18 protein-coding genes are annotated in these 24,817 nt (G+C 51.0%); 10 read left to right on the forward strand and 8 right to left on the reverse strand.

Annotated features, from left to right (window positions below; translation table 11 throughout):
- Positions 1-20: 20 nt before the first annotated feature.
- The 7 genes from Q0577_RS18660 (at position 21) to Q0577_RS18690 (ending at position 8,437) form a co-directional block, all read left to right on the forward strand.
- Positions 21-521, forward strand: coding sequence for a shikimate kinase (locus Q0577_RS18660; RefSeq protein ID WP_298738921.1), 501 nt, complete (start codon positions 21-23; stop codon positions 519-521).
- Positions 514-903, forward strand: a complete 390-nt coding sequence (locus Q0577_RS18665; RefSeq protein ID WP_298738924.1) for a DUF423 domain-containing protein — start codon at positions 514-516, stop codon at positions 901-903. The genes Q0577_RS18660 and Q0577_RS18665 overlap by 8 nt, the downstream gene beginning before the upstream one ends.
- The gene (locus tag Q0577_RS18670) at positions 904-2,343 is read left to right on the forward strand and encodes an alpha/beta hydrolase (protein WP_298738927.1); all 1,440 of its coding nucleotides are present in this window, start codon (positions 904-906) and stop codon (positions 2,341-2,343) included.
- A 120-nt stretch (positions 2,344-2,463) separates the two neighbouring features.
- A complete protein-coding gene (locus tag Q0577_RS18675; RefSeq protein WP_298738931.1) occupies positions 2,464-5,067 on the forward strand; it encodes a DNA translocase FtsK in 2,604 nt (867 codons plus the stop codon).
- A 129-nt stretch (positions 5,068-5,196) separates the two neighbouring features.
- A complete protein-coding gene (locus tag Q0577_RS18680) occupies positions 5,197-5,862 on the forward strand; it encodes an outer membrane lipoprotein carrier protein LolA (protein ID WP_298738933.1) in 666 nt (221 codons plus the stop codon).
- A 181-nt stretch (positions 5,863-6,043) separates the two neighbouring features.
- A complete protein-coding gene (gene lpdA / locus Q0577_RS18685; RefSeq protein WP_298738936.1) occupies positions 6,044-7,450 on the forward strand; it encodes a dihydrolipoyl dehydrogenase in 1,407 nt (468 codons plus the stop codon).
- An 87-nt stretch (positions 7,451-7,537) separates the two neighbouring features.
- Positions 7,538-8,437, forward strand: a complete 900-nt coding sequence (locus tag Q0577_RS18690; protein WP_298738939.1) for an arginase family protein — start codon at positions 7,538-7,540, stop codon at positions 8,435-8,437.
- On the opposite strand, the gene Q0577_RS18695 is transcribed toward Q0577_RS18690, so the two are convergent.
- Positions 8,434-11,277, reverse strand: coding sequence for a S8/S53 family peptidase (locus Q0577_RS18695; protein ID WP_298738942.1), 2,844 nt, complete (start codon positions 11,275-11,277; stop codon positions 8,434-8,436). The two genes, Q0577_RS18690 and Q0577_RS18695, sit on opposite strands and share 4 nt — an antisense overlap.
- 466 nt (positions 11,278-11,743) lie before the next feature.
- Here Q0577_RS18695 and Q0577_RS18700 point away from each other — a divergent pair, with 466 nt between their 5' ends.
- On the forward strand, positions 11,744-12,574 hold the full coding sequence (locus Q0577_RS18700) for a M57 family metalloprotease (RefSeq protein WP_298738945.1): 831 nt from the start codon (positions 11,744-11,746) through the stop codon (positions 12,572-12,574).
- Between the two features lie 91 nt (positions 12,575-12,665).
- Here the strand turns inward: Q0577_RS18700 and Q0577_RS18705 are convergent, their stop codons facing one another.
- Both Q0577_RS18705 and Q0577_RS18710 read right to left on the reverse strand, forming a co-directional pair.
- The gene (locus Q0577_RS18705; protein ID WP_298738947.1) at positions 12,666-13,562 is read right to left on the reverse strand and encodes a class I SAM-dependent methyltransferase; all 897 of its coding nucleotides are present in this window, start codon (positions 13,560-13,562) and stop codon (positions 12,666-12,668) included.
- 27 nt (positions 13,563-13,589) lie between these two features.
- Positions 13,590-15,134: a methylmalonyl-CoA mutase family protein gene (locus tag Q0577_RS18710; protein WP_298738949.1), complete on the reverse strand. Its 1,545-nt coding sequence runs from the start codon at positions 15,132-15,134 to the stop codon at positions 13,590-13,592.
- Between the two features lie 147 nt (positions 15,135-15,281).
- Here Q0577_RS18710 and Q0577_RS18715 point away from each other — a divergent pair, with 147 nt between their 5' ends.
- Entirely contained in the window at positions 15,282-16,157 is an 876-nt protein-coding gene (locus Q0577_RS18715; protein ID WP_298738951.1) for a M23 family metallopeptidase, read from the forward strand.
- On the opposite strand, the gene Q0577_RS18720 is transcribed toward Q0577_RS18715, so the two are convergent.
- From Q0577_RS18720 to Q0577_RS18735, 4 genes are all read right to left on the reverse strand, one after another.
- Positions 16,158-16,697 (reverse strand): hypothetical protein, encoded by a 540-nt coding sequence (locus Q0577_RS18720; RefSeq protein ID WP_298738955.1) that lies wholly within the window; start codon positions 16,695-16,697, stop codon positions 16,158-16,160.
- 117 nt (positions 16,698-16,814) lie between these two features.
- A complete protein-coding gene (locus Q0577_RS18725) occupies positions 16,815-18,008 on the reverse strand; it encodes a pyridoxal phosphate-dependent aminotransferase (RefSeq protein WP_298738958.1) in 1,194 nt (397 codons plus the stop codon).
- Positions 18,009-18,151: 143 nt separating this feature from the next.
- The gene (locus tag Q0577_RS18730) at positions 18,152-18,862 is read right to left on the reverse strand and encodes a DUF4397 domain-containing protein (RefSeq protein ID WP_298738959.1); all 711 of its coding nucleotides are present in this window, start codon (positions 18,860-18,862) and stop codon (positions 18,152-18,154) included.
- Positions 18,863-18,873: 11 nt separating this feature from the next.
- Positions 18,874-20,121: a serine hydrolase gene (locus Q0577_RS18735; protein WP_298738961.1), complete on the reverse strand. Its 1,248-nt coding sequence runs from the start codon at positions 20,119-20,121 to the stop codon at positions 18,874-18,876.
- A 174-nt stretch (positions 20,122-20,295) separates the two neighbouring features.
- On the opposite strand from Q0577_RS18735, the gene secDF reads away from it, so the two are divergent.
- Positions 20,296-23,478 (forward strand): protein translocase subunit SecDF, encoded by a 3,183-nt coding sequence (gene secDF, locus Q0577_RS18740; RefSeq protein ID WP_298738964.1) that lies wholly within the window; start codon positions 20,296-20,298, stop codon positions 23,476-23,478.
- A gap of 191 nt (positions 23,479-23,669) precedes the next feature.
- Here the strand turns inward: secDF and Q0577_RS18745 are convergent, their stop codons facing one another.
- Complete coding sequence (locus Q0577_RS18745; protein WP_298738967.1) at positions 23,670-24,785, reverse strand: glycoside hydrolase family 5 protein; 1,116 nt, start codon at positions 24,783-24,785, stop codon at positions 23,670-23,672.
- Between the last annotated feature and the right edge of the window lie 32 nt (positions 24,786-24,817).

The following is a 24,817-nucleotide window of genomic DNA, read 5'->3' on the forward strand; positions in this document are numbered from 1 at the left end:
AACAACTAACAACAGACATCTTGAAAATCTTTTTAATCGGCTTCATGGGAGCCGGCAAAACATACTGGGGAAAACAGCTGGCCGAGCACTGGAATCTGCCCTATTACGACCTGGACGAGGTGATCGTGGCGGAGGAAGAGATGGCCGTGAGCGATATCTTCGCCACCAAGGGGGAGGATTATTTCCGGGAAAGGGAAAGCGCCATCCTGCGCGGACTGGTGCTGCAGGACAGTTTCCTGATCTCCTGCGGGGGCGGTACGCCCTGCTTCCAGGATAATATGGACTTCATGAATGAGAACGGCATTACCATCTGGCTGAACCCCTCTGTGCCGATCATGGTGGAACGCCTGCAGCGTAAGAAATACAAGCGCCCGCTGATTCAAGACCTCGCTGATGAAGACCTGACCGCTTTTATCGAGAAGAAGATGGCGGAACGCCTGCCTTTTTACCAGCAATCGCAGTATATTATCGATTCGGATCATATTTCCTTGGATACATTTGAAATTGTAAAGAATGCATAAGGGTTTTTTAGTATGGGCAGCCGCATTAGGCGCACTGGCCGTTATCTTAGGGGCATTTGGCGCCCATAAGCTGAAAGAGCTGGTGCCTCCTGAAACCGTTAGTACCTTCCAGACTGGCGTTACCTACCAGTTCTATCATGTATTTGCCCTCCTCGCCGCAGGCATTTTATACGCTTATATACCCGGATCCCAGCTTTTATGGGCGGGCAGGTGTTTCATAGGCGGCATCATACTTTTCTCAGGCTCGCTCTACCTGCTGACAGTGCTCAAAATGACCAGTAATGTGGGGCTTCGCGGTATAGGCATCATTACCCCCATTGGCGGGCTTGTTTTTATTGTGGGATGGATCAACCTCTTACTGGGTGTACTAAAGATGAAGTAAATGATCAAAGTAAAATATCTGCTGGCTATGCTCCTGTGCACATGCCAGGCGGGCACGCTTTGCGCACAGGAAACACATGACATTTCCGGTACCTGGTACGGTATATTCAGCAACTATATGGGCGAAAAACAACGCCTGCTGATCGTACTGGAAAAAAATAAGCGCGGCTACAAAGGCCGGCTGGAAAGTCCGGACAATACCAATGTGCCCCTGCCCATGGATAGTGTGGATTATACCGCCGGCGAGCTTCGTTTCCGGATCAACGAGATCGGCCTCAGCTATAAAGGCGGCTGGGATTTTGCCAACCACCGCTTTAACGGCTTTCTGCAGCAAGGCGGCCGCCAGCTCCCGCTCAATATCTCCCGGGACGAGATCCGGAAGGAAAACCTTTACCGCCGGCCGCAAGACCCCCAGCCGCCGTTCGGCTACCGCCAGGAAGAGGTGATCTTCAGCGGCCAGGACGCTGACATTGCCCTGGCAGGGGCCTTTTCACGCCCATCAGACAGCGCCCGGCGCTACCCGGCGGTGATCCTGGTCAGCGATGCAGGCCCGCAGGACAGGAACGAGGAAATGGTGGGACATAAGCCTTTTGCGGTGATGGCAGACTATCTTACAAAGAACGGACTGGCAGTATTAAGATATGACGACCGCGGTGCAGGCCGCAGCAGCGGCGACTATAACAGCGCTACCCTGGAAGACCAGGCAGCAGACCTCCAGGCGGCAATAGCGTATCTCCGTACCCGTAAGGACGTTGATACGCAGCAGATTGGCCTCATTGGCCATGGTGAAGGCGCTGCCATTGCCATGATGGCCGCCGCAGGCAACCGGGAGCTGGCCTTTGTGGTATCTATGGCGGGGCCCGGACTCACCGGCCGCCAGCAGCAGGAAGCGCAGCTGGCGCAGGTACTGCAGCAGCTGAAATCGCTGGAAGGCCCGAACCCGGACTCCGTGCTCCGCGGGGTCATGGAGTATGCCCGGCCCTGGTTCAACCTGCTGGCTACGGAAACAGACAGCGCCGTGATCCGCGCAAAAGGTGCAGGCTACCTGAAAGCAATGTACCGCCGTATTCCCAACAGGTACGTTTTTGCCAGCGAAGAGGGGTTTGTGGAATCCTCCCTGGCCCGTAATACGCCGTATGCCCTTTCTGCCGTTCGCTTTAACCCGGCAGATTACCTGCCAAAGATCAGCTGCCCGGTATTGGCGGTGAATGGCAGTATGGACCTCCAGGTAGAAGCCGGGAGCAACCTCCGGCTAATCGAGGAGGGATTGCTCAAAGGAGGCAACCAGCGGGTAACCGCACGCAGCCTGGAGGGCCTGAACCACCTCTTCCAGCGTTGCAACACCTGCCGGGTGGAAGAATATAGTTCGCTTGACCAGACAATAGACCCGGTGGCTTTGGAGTTTATTACCAAATGGATATTGGGCGTGAGTAGTTTATAAAAAGCTGTTAGCTGTTAGCAATTAGCTGTTAGCGGGTTAAATACGCTTATTTGCTGATAGCGGGCAGCTAAAAACTGACAGCTAACATAAACTTTCCTATTTTTGGCCCTGAATTAATCTATGTCGAAGAATAAATTAAAATCAGAAAAACCGGATACCAAGAAGCCACGCAGTAATGACACCGATGCAAACGTGCTGAAAAAGGATAGGGAAGCGGAAGTAAAGGTAAAGGAACTGGTCAGGGACGAGCGTACGCATAAGGTATTGGGGATGGTGTGCCTGCTGTTGTCGGTTTACTTCTTCATTGCTTTTACCTCCTACCTGTTCACCTGGCAGGAAGACCAGGATAAGGTTTTCCGTTATTCCGGCCGTATCCTGTTCAATACAGACATCAAGGTGGATAACCTGCTGGGCCGCCTCGGCGCCTTTGTTTCCCACTGGTTCTTTTACAGCGGTTTTGGTATAGCCTCTTACTTTTTCTGTTACCTCTGTTTTATACTGGGCATTAATTTTATTGTAGGCCGCCGCGTATTCCGCATCTGGCGCAATATCAAGCATATTTTATTCGGCTTGCTGTTCATCAGTGCCGCCATGTCATTTATTGCCATCCATGATGGTTTTGCCTGGGGAGGCGCCCTGGGCGACGCCATTATCAAATGGACCAGCGGCTTCATAGGCAAAACAGGTACCGCCCTGCTGCTGCTGGTGTGCGGGATGTCCTGGCTGATATGGAAATTCAATTTTGACTTTAAATGGCCGGAGCGTAAGCCCCGTGCACCGAAACCCGTTCCGGAACCTGTTCCCGTTGCGGCCACCGTTGCTGATAAAGCCGCCGCTACGGCGAAACGCAGGAACGGCCTGAAAAATAATGATACCGGCGTGGTAGTGATTCCCCCCGCTGCCAGCACAGAAGTGGAAGAGGAGGAAATGCAGCTGGTAGAACGCGACGAAACGCCCGGTGTTACCATGATACCGCCCCCTGTGACAGCGCCTCCCTTTGTGGCGGAAGCCGCAAAACTGCAGGAAGAGCCGGAAAAAACGGAAGACGAAGAGAACGTGGAGCCGCTGCTGTATATAGAGGAAACGATAGAAGCCGCTACCAGAAAGAAACGGAATGTGCCGCCGGAAGAAGTGGCTTTTGAAATAAAAAGCATGCCGGAGGAAGAACCGGAAGATATAGAGGAAGATATCCAGCTGGTAAGGGAACCGGTGCACACGGACCCCTACGATCCTATGCTGGACCTGCGGGACTACCAGTACCCCGGTCTGGACCTGCTGGATACCCATAATACCGAAAAGATCATACAGGATGCCGCTGAGCTGGACAAGAACAAGAACCAGATCATCGACACGCTCAAGAATTACGATATTTCCATACAGAAGATCAGCGCTACCGTAGGCCCTACCGTTACCCTGTACGAAATTGTGCCTGCCGCCGGCGTAAGGATCTCCCGTATCAAGAACCTGGAAGACGATATCGCGCTGAGCCTCTCAGCCCTGGGTATCCGCATCATTGCGCCGATCCCGGGTAAGGGCACCATCGGTATAGAAGTGCCGAATGTCAAGAAAAGCATCGTTTCGCTAAGGGCCCTGCTGGCTTCTGAAAAGTTCCAGCATAATAATATGGACCTGCCCATCGCCATCGGTAAGAAGATTGATAACGAGAACTTTATTGCCGACCTGGCCAAAATGCCCCACCTCCTGATGGCGGGTGCTACCGGTCAGGGTAAATCGGTGGGTATCAACACCTTGCTGGTATCCCTGCTGTACAAGAAACATCCTTCCCAGCTGAAATTTGTGCTGGTAGACCCGAAAAAAGTGGAGCTGAGCCTCTATAAGCTGATAGAAAAGCATTTCCTGGCCAAGCTGCCCGGGGAGGAAGACGCCATCATCACCGATACCAAGAAGGTGATCCATACCCTCAATGCCCTGTGTATTGAGATGGACGTGCGTTATGATCTCCTGAAGGAAGCCGGCACCCGTAATATCCGGGAGTATAATGCGAAGTTCATCCAGCGCAGGCTGAACCCGCAGCGGGGGCACCGTTACCTGCCATTTATAGTACTGGTAATAGACGAGTTTGCCGATCTGATCATGACGGCGGGCAAGGAAGTGGAAATGCCGATTGCGCGCCTGGCCCAGTTGGCCCGTGCCGTTGGTATCCACCTGATCATTGCCACCCAGCGGCCTTCTGTAAATATCATTACCGGTACCATCAAAGCCAACTTCCCGGCCCGTATCGCCTTTAAAGTATCATCCAAAATAGACTCCCGCACCATCCTGGACATTGGCGGCGCAGAGCAGCTGATAGGCCAGGGGGATATGCTGGTGTCTTTCAACGGTGAACTGGTGCGCCTGCAGTGCGCATTCGTGGATACACCGGAAGTGGAAAAAGTGGCAGAATTCATTGGTGACCAGCGGGGGTACCCGGAAGCCTTCCTGCTGCCTGAATATGTGGACGAAAAGGAGATGGAAGGAAAAGAGATCAGCCTGCAGGACCGCGATCCGCTGTTCGAGGAAGCCGCCCGTATCATTGTACAGAACCAGCAGGGCTCTACCTCGCTGCTGCAGCGCCGTATGAAGCTGGGATACAACCGGGCGGGCCGTTTAATGGACCAGCTGGAGCAGGCGGGTATTGTAGGTCCAAATATGGGCAGTAAGGCCCGGGATGTCATCGTGAAATCTGAATCTGATCTGGAAGAAATTCTTAATGATTTGTTATAAATGAGCTACCTGCTGTCAGCTATTAACAGCTGGCTATAATTTGCACACTTATTGCTTATAACTAAGTATACAGCGCTTACTGACAGTCAATTACTGACGGGCAGGAGCTTTTAAAACCAAAATGTCTTAATGATGAAGAAAATTGTATTAATGGGAATGTTGATGGGGAGCTTGGTATTCAGTGGGACGGCTCAGTCCAAAGCAGGCCAGAATGATCCGAAAGCTAAGACCGTACTGGATAATATGAGCAAGAAGTTTCAGTCACTCAAATCTGCTATGGCCAGTTTTGTGCTGAAAGTGCAGGGCGGGAACAACAGCGTGAACGACTCCAAGAAAGGTACCGTTTACCTGAAGGGAAACAAATATAAAGTGACGATGGACGGGCAGGAGATCATCAGCGATAACAAAACCTCCTGGACCTACTCCAAAGATGTGAACGAGGTAACTATCAATAATGTAGATCCGAACGCAACTGCCATTACACCGGCCAAGCTGTTCACCAATTTCTATGACAAGGACTTCCTTTACCGCCTGAACCCGGAAACCACCGAAAAGGGTAAAGTGCTGCAGAACATAGAAATGACGCCTACCGATAAATCGAAGACCGTGTTCAAAGTACTGCTGTCTGTTGATAAAAAGAACCAGAACATTGCCCGGATGAAGATCTTCGAGAAGAATGGCAACCAGTACACGTATGAGATCACTAATTTTACGCCCAACGCCAATGTGACAGATGCCACATTCACTTTTGATCCGAAGAAGTATCCCGGCGTGGAAGTGGTGGATTTACGATAAACGTTGAACGCAAAGTGTTGAACGCATAATGCTGAACGCTGAAAGCTCAATGCCCGGTGCAAACCGCAGGAGCGTTCAGCGTTTTTGCTTTCAGCGTCCTGCCTTAGCCTTCTGCTTTTATTCCTTAAAGCATTCAGCTTTTTTATTACCTTTGGCAAGTTTTTAATTAAAATCAAGCATTATGGCATACGACGTAATCGTAATTGGTAGCGGCCCCGGCGGATATGTGGCTGCTATCCGGGCTGCTCAGCTGGGATTTAAGACAGCCGTTGTAGAGCGGGAAAGCTTAGGCGGTATCTGTTTAAACTGGGGCTGTATCCCCACCAAGGCTTTACTGAAATCGGCACAGGTATACGAAAACATACAACACTCCAAAGATTACGGCTTCACTGTAGGCGATGTTAAAGTGGATTTTGACGGCGTGATCAAGCGTAGCCGCGGCGCTGCAGATAAAATGAGCAAGGGCGTTCAGTTCCTGATGAAGAAGAACAAGATCGATGTGCTCATGGGCTCCGGCAAGGTGAAAGGCAAGGGCCAGGTGGAAGTGACCGACAAAGACGGTAAAGCTGCTGTGCACGATGCAAAACATATCATTCTGGCAACAGGCGCCCGCTCCCGCGAGCTGCCCAACCTGAAAATAGACGGCAAGAAAGTAATTGGCTACCGCGAGGCCATGGTGCTGCCCAAACAGCCCAAATCCATGATCGTGGTAGGTTCCGGCGCTATCGGCGTGGAGTTTGCCTACTTCTACCACAGCCTGGGCACCAAGGTGACCATCGTTGAGTTCATGCCCCGCATCGTTCCGGTAGAAGACGAGGATATCTCCAAAGAACTGGAAAAGATCTACAAGAAGAAAGGCCTGGAGATCATGACCAATGCTACCGTAGAAAGCGTAGATATCAGCGGCAGCGGCGTTAAAGCCAAAGTAAAGACCCAGAGCGGAGAGGTAACCCTCGAAGCCGAAGTGGTGCTGAGCGCTGTAGGTATCACCGCCAACATCGAGAACCTGGGACTGGAAGCCCTGGGCGTGAAGACCGACAAAGGAAAAGTACTGGTAGACAAATACTATCAGACCAATGTACCGGGCGTATACGCTATCGGCGATATGGTTCCCGGTCAGGCGCTGGCGCACGTTGCTTCCAAAGAAGCGATCGTTTGCGTGGAAGCCATTGCATACAACGAAAAGAAATACGCGCACAAACCTGCTGCCATTGACTATATGAACGTACCCGGTTGTACTTATTGCGCGCCGGAAATCGCTTCTGTTGGTTATACAGAGAAAGCAGCAAAAGAAGCAGGTTACGAAGTTAAAGTGGGTAAATTTCCCTTCTCTGCTTCCGGTAAGGCGGTTGGCGCCGGTGCTACCGAAGGCTTCGTAAAAGTGATCTTTGATGCCAAATACGGCGAATGGCTGGGTACACACGCTATCGGTTACAATGTAACAGAATTTATCGTGCAGACAGTAACCGCCCGCAAGCTGGAAACTACTTACCAGGAAGTGCTGGATTCCATCCATCCGCACCCAACGATGAGCGAAGCTGTGAAAGACGCTATAGAAGCGGCTTACGGCGAAGCTATCCACCTGTAAGCACAGGCATTGTAAATATTTGAAGACCGTAAAGGCATTTTTTGCTTTTACGGTCTTCTTTTTGCGGGGTAAATGAAAACATAACATATGCACACCCCGAAACCGGATATAGAACTGATCACCGCAGCCTCCATCCTCGGCCTCAAACCTTCCGGCGTTGAACATCTTGCAGGCCGCCTGCTCTCCACGGGGCTGGAAGCGAAGCTGCAGTTGCAACACCCCGTGCTACACATGCCTACCATGAATGCCCAGTACAGCGGGCAGCGCGATACGGATACCCATTGTCTGAACACAGACGCTATCATTAACTTCTCACAGCAGCTGGCAGATATCATCGCATCTACCGTACAGCTGCAGCGTTTTGCGCTGGTGCTTGGCGGCGATTGCAGCATCCTGCTGGGGGTTATGTCAGGGTTGAAGACACTTGGCTCCTATGGCCTTGTTTTCCTTGATGCGCATGCCGATTTCTATGAGCCGGAAAGATCGGTGAGCGGCGAGGTGGCCGATATGGACCTGGCCATTGTTACCGGCCGCGGGCCGGAAAAGCTGACCAACATGAACGGTTTGCGCCCCTATGTCCGGGATGAGCATGTGATACAGGTAGGACAGCGGGATGCTGCAGAAACAGCGCAATACGGATCCCGCGATATCCGCAATACCGCTATCCGCGTGTTTGACATGGCAACAATTGAAAAGAATGGAATGGAGCGGGTTACCGCAGATGTGACAGCGGAGATCCGGCAATGGGATACCAGCGGTTGCTGGCTGCATTTTGACACTGATGTATTGTCAGACGATATTAACCCTGCCGTGGATTACCGCCTGCCGGGAGGCCTCCATTTTGAGCAGGTGGAACATTTTATCCGCCAGCTGTTGCAGACCGGTAAAATGGCGGGTATGAGCGTGACCATTTTTAATCCGCTGCTTGACACGGATTCCACGATCGCAAAAAAGATAAGCGCTACCCTGGTGAGCGCGTTCAGCTAGTTGCCCGCCTTCACTACTTTTTGTACAAACACCCGTTTGCCTTCCTCATATATCGCTACCACATACACGCCGGGTGTCAGGCCGGAGATATCTATACTTTCCTGCATGTTGGTGAGCAGGTAGCTGCGTACCAGCCGCCCGCTGATATCGAAGATCTGCATATTGCGTTCCTGTGCCGCTTTGGTGAGCAGTTGCAGGTTGTTGGTCACGGGATTCGGGAACATTACATAAGTGTTGCCCGCGCCTACGATGGCGGCAAATACGGTATCAGAAAGGATCATGCGTCCGTCTGAGGTTTCCAGCCGTACCCGGTAGTAGTTCATCCCCGAATGAGGTGTATTATCTACGATGGTATAGCTGGTATTGCCATCCACAGGAGTGGACTGCAGGGTGTTGAAGCCATTAACGCCCAAAGTTTCCCACCAGATGGTGCGGAGGTTATACAGGCTGCCCAGGTTAAGGGTGAGCCTGACTGCGGCATCATTCTCTGCGTCTGCGAGGAGGGTGGCCACATAACAGCTCACGCCCTGGTTCTCATAATCCAGCGAGTAGCTTTTTACGCCGGCCCAGCCATCAGCATGTACCCCGCTTACCGCCAGCCAGGTGCCGCTGATGCCCTGTTTCTGTATCACTATGAAAGTATCGGTGGTGCGGGTAAAAGTGCCCAGGTAAGCGCCATTCAGCACATATACTTCATATGCGGCAGCGCCGGGAAGCGAGGGCCAGTATAGCAGTACGGAATCTGGACAATTGAAGCCCACCTGGGGCTGGGGCATGGCGGAAATAGAGAAAGCGGCGCTGGTAAAGGCGCCGTTGGCGGTTTGCATGCGCAGCCAGGCTTTGGAAAACACTTCAGGTACCGTCCAGTTCAGGCTGCCGCTTTCCAGCGGGATATCCTGTACGAGGGGCTGCCAGGTGCTGCTGTCAAGGCTATACTGGAGCGTTCCTGCGCCGGTGTAAGCGGTGCTCCAGCGTAAAGGGGCGGTGGTATTGGCGTTCAGCATGCTTTGCGGCGCAGGGTATTCCCAGCTGAAATAAGCGGCGGGGGTAAATTCATACGCTACAAAGAAGCGCTGTGAAGCGCTGCTCACCGCCCTACCGTTGATGTGTATACGAACAACGCCGGAGGGATTATCTATGGTTACCTGTTCGGTATTGTTCAGGGTATCCCTTCCACGGCGGGCTACCGCTCTAAGTGAATCTGCTGCAGGAAAGCTGCTTAATACCCAGGGATCATAACGGTTGCCGCCTGCATCTTCAACCCATAGATCCAGGTCGTTTACGAGGGCTTTGGGGGCATCTGCCGCCGCGGCGGGATCGTTCCACCCTAATGTTACTTTCAGCTGTCCGCTGCCAGCTGGTACGGTGATGGGAAAGACCTGGCTGCTGCCATTGGTGGCGTTGCCGCTAAAGAAGCGGTTCTCTGTTATTGTTTTTACGGCTTTCAGGGCGTTGACAGCGCCATAACCGCTGCTGTAATCAACATGCGGATCACCTGTATCATCCGCGCTGTTGATGAGTACTGTTTTCAGTAAGGTGGCGGCGGGGGCGCTGCCCAGCTGCTGTATATAAGCATCCTGCACCAGTGTGGCGATACCGCTGGTAAGGGCTGCGGCATTGGAAGTGCCGTCTACACCATAGGCCACCAGTTCCGGTTTTACCCTGCCGTCATAGGCAGGGCCTTTGGAGCTCAGGGCCAGTATGCCGTTCACGCCATTGGTGGCGCCGGCTACCAGTACGTTCTTGGCATGTTTATAGGTGCCGGATAGATTGGCCAGTCCGGCAATGCCATTATAGGCGCCGCTGGAGGGTGTAAGATTTCCATCGTTACCGGAAGAAAAAACATGCAGGAGGGTGTCCAGCTCCTGTGCCTGTTCATCATAGGCGGCCGCTTCTATGCCGTAATAGTTCTCTATGCCGGTGCCGTAAGAGTGGTTCTGCAGGCGGATACCCAGTTGCTGATAGCTGGCAGGATCATCCGGCAGCAGTTTATTATCGTTGGCAGTACTGTTAAAATCAGATGAGCTCAGCCATGCGGCAGTTGCAACGCCTTTCCCTTCCGGTCCTGTATTTCCGCCGCCGGCAATCAGTGTAGCCATGATGGTAGCATGCGCGTCCAGGGTGCCGGAGCTGATGCCAGAAGGGCGGTACCTTCCCTGCAGATCGGCATCGGCGGTATCAAACAGGTTCTCCTTGATGGATACGGTCATCTGGTTGCCCCGCAGCTGGGGATACAGTTGCTGTACGGTGCTGATGCGGTTCAGGCTCATATCATTGTTGCTGACGATCGTTTCTGTTCGCGCCTGTCTAAGCCTGTCTGCAAAGCGAACAGCTGCCTGTGCAATGAACTGCGGCCAGTCGTGTTTTCTTACGGTAACGATGGCGATGCTGCGGGAGGGTTGTCTCCGTACGTAGCACCAGCCGGGCGGCGCCAGGGAAGGATCTATGCTGGCCTGCAGGGTAATACTGTCTTTATCTTTCAGTTTGTCGAGCTGCTGCAGCAGGGATGTGCTGCTTTTCCAGTTGCTGTTGGCCGCATAAGTATAAACAACATTGCGTAATAATGCAGTATCTGTAACAGGCTGCTGCAGTATATAATGCAGGGCGCTTAACGCTTTTCTGCTGCCATGTTGCTGCAATACAGACTGACCGGGAAACACGCGAAATCTGACCAGGTAAAATCCGGATTTATTGCGATTGGCTGATACTGTGCCACTATCTGTTACAATGCCATATCGTTGTAATACTGTGTCCGTACCCGGCTGTTGCCGGGCATTGAGCTGCAGGTGAACAAACAGGAACAGCAGCGCCCATAAAGATTTTGCGAGGTTGGCTCTCATGCGGGAAATATGATTAAAATGCGCAATAATAAAGCTACTGCAAATAGGCGGACATCCCAATTTTTTTGTGAAGGGATTAAAAAATGTTTTTTTTAAATTATGCTAATGTTGTAATATTGAAATGACAGATGAATGAACGAATAAGCGCCAAAATCTGAATTGAAAAAACAAGCAACAATCTAAATCTGGACCGTTTTAGCAGCACTAAAGAGCAACATGTCTGAGCTTTATTTCCGGTATTTTCTAATGGAAGAAAGGTGAAAAATGAATGAAAGGTGAAGTAGCAGATTTCACGTTATAACCCTTTTTACGCCAGGCCTATTACTTCCACCGGTTCCTGATGCCCTTGCTGCGCGTGTGTTACATGCGTTGTAGCCATTGTATGACCTATTATATCCTATTTAAACACAGATATACTATGCACGAGCAAATCAGATCAAGTATCCAAAACCCAAAAATCACATCTATGATCAGAAAAGTAACCCGTACACTGGCGGCATGCGTCCTGGTTGGCGCCTTGTTTACAGCCTGTCAGAAAGAGAACACCGACACCGGACAGCAGGCAGCCGCAAAGATCCCCCAGGATGTGCTGCAGCAGATCAGCAACAAAGGTTTCAGCACCGCAGACGTAAGAAAAGTAGAAGGCGGGTATCTTGTAGAAGGAGATATCCTGCTGGATGAAAAAGAGCTGGCAGCTGCTTCCAGCTCTCCCACCCTGCGCATTGCAGAAGTGGAACAGTACCGCACCAACAACCTGGTAACCCGTCTGCCGCGTACAATCACGGTACGTGTCACCGGTCTTACACAGGCGTTCATCAGCGGTACTGATCTGGCCATTCAGCGCTACAATGCACTGAACCTGAGCCTTCGCTTTCAGCGTGTAACCAGCGGCAGTGCCAACATTACCATCCAGGGGTTTTATGAAGGTCCCAGTGGTGGATTCATCACACTGGGTTCTGCCGGTTTTCCCACTTCGAGCGGTAATCCGTACAGCACCATCCGTATGAACACCCATCCGCAGGCCTATGGCAGCAATCCCAATGTAAACTATGTAGGTTCCGTGATACAGCACGAGATAGGCCATTGCATCGGTATGCGCCATACCGACTATATGAACCGTGCTTACAGCTGCGGCAGCAGCGGCGCCGGTAACGAAGGATCTGCCGGTGTAGGCGCTGTGCGTATTCCGGGTACGCCTTCAGGTCCGGACGCAGGTTCCTGGATGCTGGCCTGTTCCAATGGCGGCAACAGAACGTTTAATGCCAACGACATAATAGCGCTCAATTATTTGTATTAAAAGGTTTGAGGTTCGTTGAATGTTATTGGTTTAGTTTCGTGTAATACACTATCAGGAACCTGTAACCTTTAACGAACCTCAACTTCAAACATCAAACTAACTTACACTCATACACGATAGAGCTGCACCTGTCTGTTTCCTTCAATGCTTTACGGTAGGAGCGGAAGCCACACCAGGCGCCGGCCAGCAGTCGGCTATGGCCGGTTTTGTATTTCTCGCTGAGCAGGCTGACATAGAAAGCGTCGAACACCATGGGATGTTTCTTTACGATCTTCAGCTGGTGTTGCTGCAGCAGCTGCTCCATGGCAGCAGGAGAGAAGTGGTAGAGATGGCGGGGCACATCATAGGCTGCCCAGAAGGGGCCGTAGTGTTCCGCATCGGGGGATGTATAGTTGGGTACGGCGATCAGCAGGGCCCCGCCGGGTTTCAGTAAGGTGCGTATCTGCTGCAGGTAGGCGTGCACTTCATGGACATGCTCCAATACATGCCACATGGTGATAGCGTCAAAAGAGGCGGCGGGCAGTGAAAAGAGCTGCTCTACCGGTTGGGCATCCACGTTGTATATCTTCTTCGCATTATCACGCGCCTGCTTGTCTGGTTCAAGTCCGGTGGACTGCCACCCGTTCTGCTGCATGTAATGGAGGAAAGCGCCTGTACCAGCACCAATATCCAGCAGGGCGCCGGTCTTGAGGCCTGTAGCTGCCCTCACCCAGTTTTGCTTTGAGCGCATGGTGATCTTCCTAACGCTGTGGTATAAACGGTTAATGAGCCCTTTTTTTGTTTCTGTATGGCTGATGTATTCCTGTGACTGATAATACCGGCCAATGCGGCTGCTGCCTGGCACATTCTGTGTAAAGCGCCCGGTACAGTGGCCGCAATGCCAGATCTCAAATTCTTCACCGGATACTGTATGATCCTTTGCTGTTAGTACTTTTCTTATGTTGGACGAGCCGCATAACGGGCAACTGTTATAGTAGATCAGACGCATGCAACAAATGTAATTACGAATTTTTAATTATCTATGCTCTCCCCATACCTTCCTCAGGGTGTCTGCAATTTCCCCGAGTGTGCAAAGATTTTCTACGGCGGTTACCACTATTGGCATCAGGTTTTCTGTGGTACCGGCCTGCGTTTCCAGCTGCTGTAAAATAGCCTGTACCTGTTGTGCATCGCGTTTTGCCCGCAGCGCCTGCAGGCGTTCTGTCTGCACTTTGCGGATGCTGTCGTCTATACGGGAAATCTCCGGTGCGGTGTGTTCTTCCATGGAGAACTTGTTGACGCCTACAATGATCTTTTCCCCGTTCTCCACCTGTTGCTGGTATTTATAGGCGCTGCGCGCGATCTCGTCCTGAATGAAGCCTTGTTCAATAGCGCTTACGGCTCCGCCCATGGCGTCTATCCGGTTGATCAGTTCCCAGGCTTTGGCCTCTACCTCGTTGGTCAGCGCTTCCACGTAGTAGGAGCCTGCCAGTGGATCTACCGTATCCGCAACGCCGCTTTCATACCCGATGATCTGCTGGGTGCGCAGGGCAATACGGGCCGCATCTTCTGTAGGCAGCGACAAGGCTTCATCAAAGCCATTGGTGTGCAATGATTGCGTGCCGCCCATGGTGGCGGCCAGCGTTTGAACGGCTACCCTTACAATATTGTTATGCGGTTGCTGTGCGGTGAGGGTGCTGCCCCCTGTTTGCGTATGGAAACGCAGCATTTGTGCCTTGGCGTCTGTGGCGCCCAATGATTGGGTGATCTGCGCCCACATGCGGCGGGCCGCCCTGAACTTGGCTACTTCCTCAAACAAATGGTTATGGGCATTGAAGAAAAAGGAGAGCCGCCGGGCAAATACATTGATATCCAGTCCCTGGTCCAGTGCCGCCTTCAGATAGGCCTTGCCGTTAGCGAGTGTAAACGCCAGCTCCTGCACCGCATTGGCCCCTGCTTCCCGTATATGGTAGCCGCTGATGGAGATGGTATTCCATTTGGGCACTTCCCGGCTGCAATAGGCAAATATATCGGTGATCAGGCGCATGGAGGGCTGTGGAGGATAGATAAAGGTACCGCGGGCGGCGTATTCTTTCAGTATGTCGTTCTGGATGGTGCCCGACAATTTTTTCAGGTCTGCCCCCTGTTTTTTTGCCAGTGCAATGTACAGGGCCAGTAATATGAATGCGGTAGCGTTGATGGTCATGGAGGTGGAAATGTCTTCCAGGCGGATGCCTGCAAACAGGCGTTCCATATCTTCCAGCGAATCAATGGCTACGCCTACTTTGCCCACTTCCCCTTCCGCCATGGCATGATCAGAGTCGTAACCTATCTGGGTGGGCAGGTCAAAAGCTACGCTTAAGCCCATTACGCCCTGTTTTAAAAGATAATGGTAGCGCTGGTTGGATGCTTCTGCGGTGCTGAATCCTGCATATTGCCGCATGGTCCACAATTTATCACGGTACATAGTGGCATGTATGCCCCGTGTGTAAGGAAACTGGCCTGGCAGCTCAGTCATGGGTATCGCCTGCGTATATACCGGTTGTATCCGGATGCCTGCATCTGTTACATGTTTTTCCATAAACAATGTTACATAATTTTGGTGTTTTATGTGGGGTTATACGAATATGCAGATGAAAACAGATATTTGCTTAACAGCTGATAAGATATGTTTATTTACGGAATACTATTGGTTACATTAGCATTGGCCTTGCTCAGCCTGTATTTTATGTTTACAGCTTCCGGTGCACCATTGCGTTATAGCTGGTCCCGCTTGTTGCTGGCCCTGGCTTTGGGTGTATTTATATACCTGTATGGTACCTGGGTGTACCTAACGGTGAATGCCAAGTATGCGTTCGGCATTTGTTTGCTGTTATGTTTGCTGAGCGGTTTTTTCCGCAGGAGGAGCAGAACGGCCCGGGCGCCGCGTCCCTGGAAGCGGGTCCTATCCCTTTTCTGGACAGGCATGCTCGTTTGCCTTTGTATTGGCTATTTCACCGGCACTACCGGTTTAAAACAACAGAAGATAGAACTGGCTTTCCCGCTTAAAACAGGCCGCTATTTCGTATTACAGGGCGGTAAGGGGCTGCCTACCAATCTTTTTCATTTCAGCTTGCGCGGTGCTATTTATGCCATGGATATAGTAAAGCTGAACCAATGGGGTGGCAGGGCCGAAAAAGTGTTCAGCAGCCGGCTGGAAGACTATGAGATCTTCAATGATACCATTTACAGTCCTGCCAGCGGCCGTGTGCTGAGGGCGTATAGTGATAATCCTGATAACATTCCACCCAATATGGAAAGGGGGCCGCAGAACACCAACCAGGTGCTGCTTGAAACGGACGCCGGTTATATATTCCTGGCGCACATGAAAAAGGGCAGCGTGGTAGTGCATGAAGGGCAATGGGTAGTACAGGGCCAGGCACTGGGTTGTGTAGGCAATTCAGGCTTCAGCTCTGAGCCACACCTGCATATCCAGGCCCATGCCAAAGGAAAGCCCGGTACGCCCTGGTACATGGGAGAGCCGTTGTATATTTCGTTCAATGGAAGAAGTTACCTGTTGTATGAGGTGATCAGGCCTAAACGGGTGAATATGGTGGATCGATAACTATTTCATGATCTTCTTTGCTTCCGCATTCAATATCTGCGCCGCTACTTCTGCCGGCGATTCTTCCGACTGCAGATAAACTTCCAGCAGCTGTTTATTCAGTTCTTTGGCCGGTGCATCCTGGGGCAGCTGGGAGGCTACCTGGTTAATGATGGTGATGCTTTGCTCCTTGAAGGTTTTAACGGTTTCCCAGGCGGTAGGGGATACATAGATCTGCTGGGAAATGTTATGATCAAATTCTGCCCGGATGGTGTGCACCATGGCGATCTGCATATCCACCACCGTTAGTTCCGGCTGATAGATCCGGCTCACCAGGTTTTGCGGGTTGATGCGGTCTACCAGTAATACCAACCTTTCATAGGCTTGTAACTGCAGGGGCAGTACGGCGGCGCTGGGGCCTGTATTGCCGCCTGGCAGGCCTTCATTCCCGGCGCCGTCCTGTTTGCCCGGTTTTTTGATCAGGTCTTTGATGGTCATATATACCAGCGCGATAGCGCCTATCGTAATAACAATGTACAGGAGTGTTTGACTGGAAGGCATCTTTGCTCAATAATTTTCACGCAAATATATATGGAATATATTCAATAATTATAACAGATAATTTTCAGCGGGACAATTTATCCATGACAATCGCCTGCAGTTGACAGCCAGCCGCTTTTATTGCAGTGCTTCCAGGCCTTTCCTCATCCTCTTCATACCTTCTTCCAGCTTTTCCATGGAATTGGCGTAAGAGATACGGATACAGTTATCCTGTTGAAAAGCGCTGCCGGTTACCATGGTTACATGGGCTTTGTGAAGGAGGTAGCTGCAGAGATCATCGGCATTGTTCACCGTCATGCCATCAGCCGATCTGCCGAAGAATGCGCTGACATCCGGGAACATGTAGAAAGCGCCTTCCGGTTCAATCACCTGAAGGCCGGGGATATCAGAAAGGGCTTTGTAGATAAAGCTGCGTCTTTTCCTGAATTCGTCTACCATGGCCATGGTAGGGGCCAGCTCTCCGGTAAGTGCGGTAATGGCAGCCCGCTGGGTGATGGAGCAGGTAGCGGAGGTGAACTGGCTCTGGATTTTGTCTGCCGCTTTGGCTACTGCTGCAGGAGCCGCCAGGTAGCCCAGGCGCCAGCCGGTCATGGCAAAGCCTTTGCTCAAACCGTTGATGATGATGGTACGTTCTTTCAGGTCGCCGAATTGGGCAATGCTTTCATGCTTGCCTACGTAGTTGATATATTCGTAGATCTCGTCTGCAATAATGTAGATCTCAGGGTGTTTCATGAACACGGCGGCCAGGGCTTCCAGTTCAGCTTTTGAATACACCGCCCCGGTAGGGTTGCAGGGGCTGGAGAACATGAACAGCCTGGTTTTAGGTGTGATGGCCGCTTCCAGTTGCGCTGGCGTGATCTTGTATTTGTTCCGGATGCTGCAGGGCACAAACACGATCTCTCCCTGGCAGAGTTTTACCAGCTCTGAGTAGGTTACCCAGTAGGGGGTGGGGATGATCACTTCATCGCCGGGGTCTACTATGCTCAGTACTGCGTTGGCAATGCTTTGTTTGGCGCCGGTAGATACGATGATCTGTTCCGGTGTATAATCCAGGTTATTATCTCTTTTCAGCTTGTGTGTTACCGCCTGTCGCAGATCTGCATAACCGGCTACGGGGGTATAATGCGTATAGCCTTCGTCTATAGCCTTTTTGGCTGCATCTTTAATATGGGCGGGTGTATCAAAGTCAGGTTCCCCAATGCTCAGATCTACAATATCGATGCCCTGTGCTTTCAGTTCCCGGCTCAGTTTCGCCATTTTGATCGTTTCCGGCTCGGATATGCGTGATAGTCTTTCTGCGAGTTGTGTCATAGAATAAAGAAGGATTGACCTGGGCAAACCTACAGTAAAAAACTGAAAGTGGATAGCACAATGTATTTTATTGCCGGATAAAACAGATCGGGCTGAACATATGTTCAGCCCGATCTGTTTGTATACTTTTTTAGTTGTGTGGCTTAGAAGTAGCTGATCACGTTGTTCACCGCAGGTGCATTATCGCCTGTTGCGCCTCTCAGGCCGATATAGTAGATCGTGTATACGCCACCTGTCTGGAAGCTCCATTTGGGGCTGGTGGTTTCAGCCAGTACGGAGTCCTGGCCGGCTACTTTCACGGTCAGCTTGGAGGTACCGAAATTGCCGGGGTTCAGTGCCGTAAAATCGCTTCTGAGCTGGTTGCCGTCATAATAGTGGCTGCTGTCTATTTTTTTACCGTCGAGGTAGAAGTCTACCGGGCCTGAATTAGGGCTCAGCTGGTAGAAACGTACATTCAGCTTGGAACCATCGGCATTGGTAAAGTCGTTCCGCACGGCCCTGAACTGGGGCTGTTCGCCATACATCACTATTGTATAGATCTGCAAAGAATCGAATGTTGCGACAATGGAACCTAAAGTGCTGTCTGCACCGCCTTTTTTGAAGATAAATTCCTGGGTGCCCCGGAAAGTATAATAATCGGAATACTGGCCGATCTTGAAGGGTGCATTGGTGGTGAGCTTCGTACCATTGTTATAGATATCAATGCCGGGGGCATAGGTAGAAGCGTTTAAAAACACATAGTTCACTTTGGGTCTTGAAGGTTCAGGATTGTCTGATTTCAGACAGGCGCTAAACCCGGTAACAGTTAAAGCAAGGGCGGCTGCTGCCCATAAACGGTACTTTTTAGTCCTCATCACACGGTTTTTTATTTGATTTGATTATAAGTGTTAGCAAGTTTATTGGTTGACGGCTCTTCTGTATATATCAGTTTAAAACGTGAAAGGTCGGGCCTGTGTTGTCGTTTTCGCTGCAATTCATACTCGTACAATAATTTTCCCAATGTCTTCATAAAAGGTTTCCCGATGTCGTTGTAATTATACCGTTCGCCTATGATGCCGTCTTTATTTACATATACTGTTGCCGAAACCATGAATTCCACCTGGTTGGCGAAGTCCGCAATATATGCCACATCCGTTAAAAATCCATAAGCCCATCCGGGTTTATTGAAAATGCGGATGCCGGGCGGTATCTGCAGGTGCCTGTCGCCTCCGAACAACAGGAATTTTACATATGCCGGGTAAAATTCTGCCGTGTCGTAAGCGGGGTAAGCTGCTTCTGCAGGCAGCTGTGACATGCACCTGTACAGAAATTCATAGTCGTCGTCAGTTAAACGGAAACGCCGTTCTTTTGTTACACTTTCCGGAAAAATTATGCTTCTCAGCAGCCTGTGTGCTTCTTCCAGGGGTAGCCGGTTGCGTTCAGAAAAATCCATGGGCCTGTTTACCAGTTCCCGGCGCCTGTTGTAATATGCCTTTCCGGCGCTATCGTGGCGGGGGCTGAAGGTGAGCCGGCTGTAACGGGGGGGCTGTGTATACAGCACCCGTCCCTGGTCTTCGAACCTGACGGCATTGGTATGTCGTTCTTTTTCAGCTTCCAGCCACATCCCGGTACGGTGCCTGATCTGTGCGCCCCGGAAGCCTTTTTGCCGGAGGCGCTGATTGATCTCCTCCTGGCCCAGGAACTCATATAAACGGTTGAAGGCATCATTATCGCTCACCAGCAGGATCTTTTTAATATAATGGGCAATGCTGGGCAGTCCGTTTGGCGCGGTGGTATCGCGTTGTACGGCGGGGGTAATGCCTGCCAGGCTGTCTGAGAACATGGGGGTGTTGCGGCTAAGTCCTTCTATGTGAAGGTCATTCAGCTTTTCAAGGGCCAGGGCGGCGCCTGCCAGTTTTACGGTAGAAGCGGGGTAGAAGTATCGCCCCGCATCCACCCGGTAGCGGTAATCGCGGAAATGAGGGCGGTTCTGTGCATCCCGGTCTATACGGGTGTACATGATCTGCAGATGATAGGCGTCGGGGTCGGCAAAAACGGGGCCCAGCATGGCTGCATGTGCGTTCAGGAAGGTATCCAGAAAATTATCTGTAGCAGGATAACGGCGGGTTTGCATATATTTGTCGGTGTTGCAGGCAGATAGCAATATCAACCAAATTATGAAATAGCGCATATTCGTCAGATTGGATAAAAAAATAGCACAAAAGGCCCATTCTCGGTAAGGCTTTAATATATCAATTTAAATTCTATCTTTGCAACTCTTAAAAAAAATTTATAAACCCGAAAGTATATGCAATTAAAGGGACTGGTTAGAGTTTTTGCGGGCGCGCTTATCCTGATATCGCTGTACCAATTGTCCTTTACGTTCCTGGTACGTAACTACGATAAGAAGGTGGCATTGCAGGCAAAAAACGATGTGACCAAGCAAAATCCTACACCTGAGCAAAAATATCCGGGCAACAAAGAGCAGCAGGCTTTTTACCAGGATACACTGAACGATCTCGTTAAGTTAAGAAGGCAGGAAATCCTGGACAGCGTTGGCAATAAGCAGATTGCCGGCTTTCCGTGGTATACTACCTATACCAAAGCAAAGGAAAAAGAGCTGAACCTGGGTCTTGACCTACAGGGTGGTATGAACGTAGTGCTCGAAGTGAGTGTTGAAGACGTTATCCGTGCGCTGAGCAATAATTCCAAGGATCCCGCCTTTAACAAGGCCCTGGAGCTGGCAAAACAGCGTAAAAAGACCAGCCAATCCGATTTCGTGTCCCTTTTCGGAGCGGCTTATGAAGAAGTACAGCCCAGTGGCCGTTTGTCTGCTATCTTCGGTAACGCTAACCAGAAAGACATCAATTTTAATTCAACTAACCAGCAGGTGCTCAACGTGATCCGCGGTGAGGCCGGGGCTGCTATCAAGAATACCTACCTGGTACTGCAGAAACGTATTGACAAGTTCGGCGTTGCGCAGCCTAATATCAGCCTGGACGCCAATAAGGGGATCATCTCCGTGGAACTGGCAGGGGTTGACAACCCGGACAGGGTAAGAAGATACCTGCAGGCCAGCGCCAACCTGGAATTCCGGGAAACCTACCGTAACCAGGAATTTGCCAGCGAAGTGCTCCAGCCCATGAACGAGGCCCTGAAGGCTGCCCTGGGCGGTAAAGCCGGCGTAGATTCCGCAACGGATGCTGCCGTTCTTGCTGCCGCCGCTGCCGATACTGCTGCCAAAGCAACATCAGACACTTCACAGACCGGCAGTCTGGCCAGCTACCTGTCAGACAGCGCTAAAGGCAAAAAGGCCGATTCTGCTAAAACCCAGCAGGAACTGCAGGCCGAATTTGCCAAAACCAACCCGCTTTTCACCGTACTGTATCCTAACATTTCCAGGGATGGCCAACTCCAGATCGGCCCCGTGGTAGGTTTTATACAGCCTAAAGATACCGCAACCTTCCACCGCTACCTGCGCATACCCGCTGTAAAGAGCGTACTGCCTAAAGATGTGGTGTTTGTATACGGACAGGAAAACAGGGAAGACAGGAACGCTGCCGTTCCGGTGTATGCCATCAAAGTGAACCCTACCAATCCCGAGCCTGAAGTGAGCGGTACAACCGTGATAGACGCCCGCCAGGACTATGATCAGAACGGTTCTCCCGAGGTGAGCATGACCATGGACAACGAAGGCGCCCGGAAGTGGAGGAAAATGACCGGCAGGCTGGCTCCCGCCAACCCGAGCGACGAAAGAACCCTTAACTTCGTAGCGGTGGTGCTGGACAATATCGTGTATTCCGCTCCTTCCATCCGCGGGGAGATCCCCGGAGGACGTTCTTCTATCAGCGGTAGCTTTACCGTGGAAGAAGCAACGGATCTGGCTAATATCCTGAAATCAGGTAAAATGCCTGCTCCTGCCCGTATCGTGCAGGAACAGATCGTAGGTCCCACCCTCGGTGCTGAATCTATCGCTGCCGGCGCTAAATCATTCGCTATCTCTTTTGCTATCATATTCATATTGATGCTGGTATACTACAACACGGGTGGTTGGGTAGCCAATATCGCACTGATCCTTAACCTGCTGTTCACCGTTGGTATCCTGGCTTCCCTGGGCGCTACGCTCACTATGCCTGGTATCGCCGGTCTGGTATTGACCATCGGTATGGCTGTGGATACGAATGTGATCATATTTGAAAGGATCAAGGATGAGCTGAGCCGGGGTAAATCGTACCAGCAGGCGATAGAAGACGGTTACAAACGTTCTTATGCGCCTGTGCTGGATGGTCACATTACCTCGCTGCTGACCGCTGTCATCCTGTTCTATTTCGGTTTAGGTCCTGTACTGGGCTTTGCCACTACCCAGATCATCGGTCTGTTATTGTCCCTGTTCTGCGGTATCCTGGTATCCCGTATGGTTACTGACTGGTGGACTAACAAGAAAAGGCACTTTGAATATTTTACGCCTGTTTCCCGCCGCATCTTCAAGCACGCTAATTTCGATTTCGTAGGAAAAAGGAAGATCGCGTACGCTATCTCTGCTGTGGTAATGGTGATGGGTGTAGCATCTTTCTTCCATGGCTTCAACCACGGTATCGACTTTTCCGGTGGCCGTAGCTTTACCATCCGCTTTGAAAAGCCCGTGAACGAGGGTGAAGTGCGTCAGGAGCTTCAACGCGTGTTTGGCTCTGAGCCTTATGTGAAGACGATCGGTGGCAGCAACAACCAGCTGAACATCACCACTGCCTATAAAGTAGACGAGCAAGGTATAGAAGTTGACAAGGAAGTAACACAGAAACTCTTCGATGGCCTGAAGAAATACTACGAGGCCGGTGTAAACTATGATAATTTTGTAAACCGCTATATTGTTGGTTCACAAACCGTATCGCCCACCATCTCCGACGATCTTCGTGCAGGCGCGATTAAAGCTACTGTGCTCTCCCTGATAGTGATCTTCCTGTACATACTGCTCCGCTTCAGCAAATGGCAATATTCTATCGGTACTGTCTTCTCGCTGTTGCACGACGTACTGGTTACGCTGGCGGTATTCTCTTTCTGTAAGGACATTGTGCCTTTCACCCTGGAGATTGACCAGCACTTTATTGCGGCTATCCTGACAGTGATCGGTTTCTCTATGAACGATACCGTGATCGTGTTTGACCGTATCCGCGAATACTTCCGCGAGAACAAGGGTGCAGACAGGGACAGCACTATCAACAAAGCCATCAATGTTACGCTGAGCCGTACCATTATGACTTCATTGACCGTGTTCCTGACTATCCTGATCCTCTTCGTGTTTGGCGGTGAGGTAACCCGTGGTTTTGCTTTTGCAATGCTGATCGGTGTGCTGACCGGTACTTACTCTTCCATCTTTGTAGCTGCACCTGTACTGGTGGACTTCGACCGGAATAACCAGCTGGCTAATGAAGGGGAGGCGATACCTGCCAAAAAGGTTACGCCGCCTGCTGCAGCCACAACGGTTAAGAAATAGTGTTCAATTAAATGTTTGATAAGAAAAAAGGTCCGGCTTCGTTCCGGACCTTTTCTTTTGGGTAGGAATGCAGCAATACGCTTGTTTCCGTCCGTAAAAGAATGGTTCTTGACTATGAAATATAAAAGATGCGCGGATGTATTTACCGCGGCTGCCTCCGAATTTGTCTCTTAGCCCGTGGATGGCTTTCATCACTTCACCAACGCCTTCAGTAATCCCTTATCCAACTCGCCGTCATCCCCCACAAATCCAAACCCTTTGCTCTTATAATTCCAGTTACTCCAGGCAATGCCATTCTTCTCCAACACTTTCCTTACATCCTTGTACCAGCGCAACCTGTCCTTTCTGGGTACTGTATTCAGGCATCCCCATTCCCCGCAGTAAAGCGGTAACTGTAGTTTCTTTGCGAGTTGTATGGCAGGCTGCATCTGCGCTTCCATGAGCGCTGTATTATAGGGCTGGTCGCTGCCCGGCAGCAGGTTCCGGATAGAGGCAGGCAGGGCGTCCAGTTCTTTTTGGGTAATAGTAGGGCCCGGATAATGTACAGGCCCATCATAATCCCGTATTTTGGTCCAGCTGGCCATATGGTGTGTGAGGTAGAAGGGGTTATAATAGTGGAAACTGAGCATGATATGCTTATCATGCTCCGGCACTTTCAGTGCTGCAAAGGTGTTGACAGACTGCCATTTGTTGCTTCCTATAATGATCACCCGCTCGGGTTCTTTTTCGCGGATCACCTGTATGCCACGGGCCAGCAGCTCATTCCACTGTTCGGCGCTGTCTGCAACGGGCTCGTTCATCAGTTCATAGGCCAGCATAGTAACAGGATATCTTTTCAGTTCCGCGCTCAGCTCACGCCAGCATTGCAGGAAGCGTTCCTGTGCCTCGGGCTTTGTCCACAGTGGCTTTTCACGGGCATTGAAGTGATGGCTGCGCAGGATGTGCAGGTCTACTACGGCACTCAGGCGGTGCAGGTAGCACCATTGTAACGCATCGTGTAAGAGCTGAAAGCCCTCTTTTACTGGTTGATTCTTTTCATTCCATAATTGCTCTTCATCTACCGGTATACGGATATGATCAAAGCCATGGGATGCAATGGCCTTCACATCTTTTTCTGTAAAAAAGGCTGCCCGGTCTTTTCCCCGCCGTGTGCTCTGCGACAACCAGTGGCTGATATTCGTGCCCCGTTTCAGACGGAAGCTGGCGGGCTGACCATTGTTTTCCTGCGCCAGCAGGCCCTGGGGAACAACAGCGGTTATTGCCAGCAAAAACACAGCAAAGTATAAGATGGCTTTTCTGCGTATCATAGGGAGTATTTAGTGCTTATAATTTACCTCAA

Origin of the sequence: uncultured Chitinophaga sp., from assembly GCF_937898475.1 — a bacterium.
In the GTDB taxonomy this organism is placed as follows: Bacteria; Bacteroidota; Bacteroidia; order Chitinophagales; family Chitinophagaceae; genus Chitinophaga.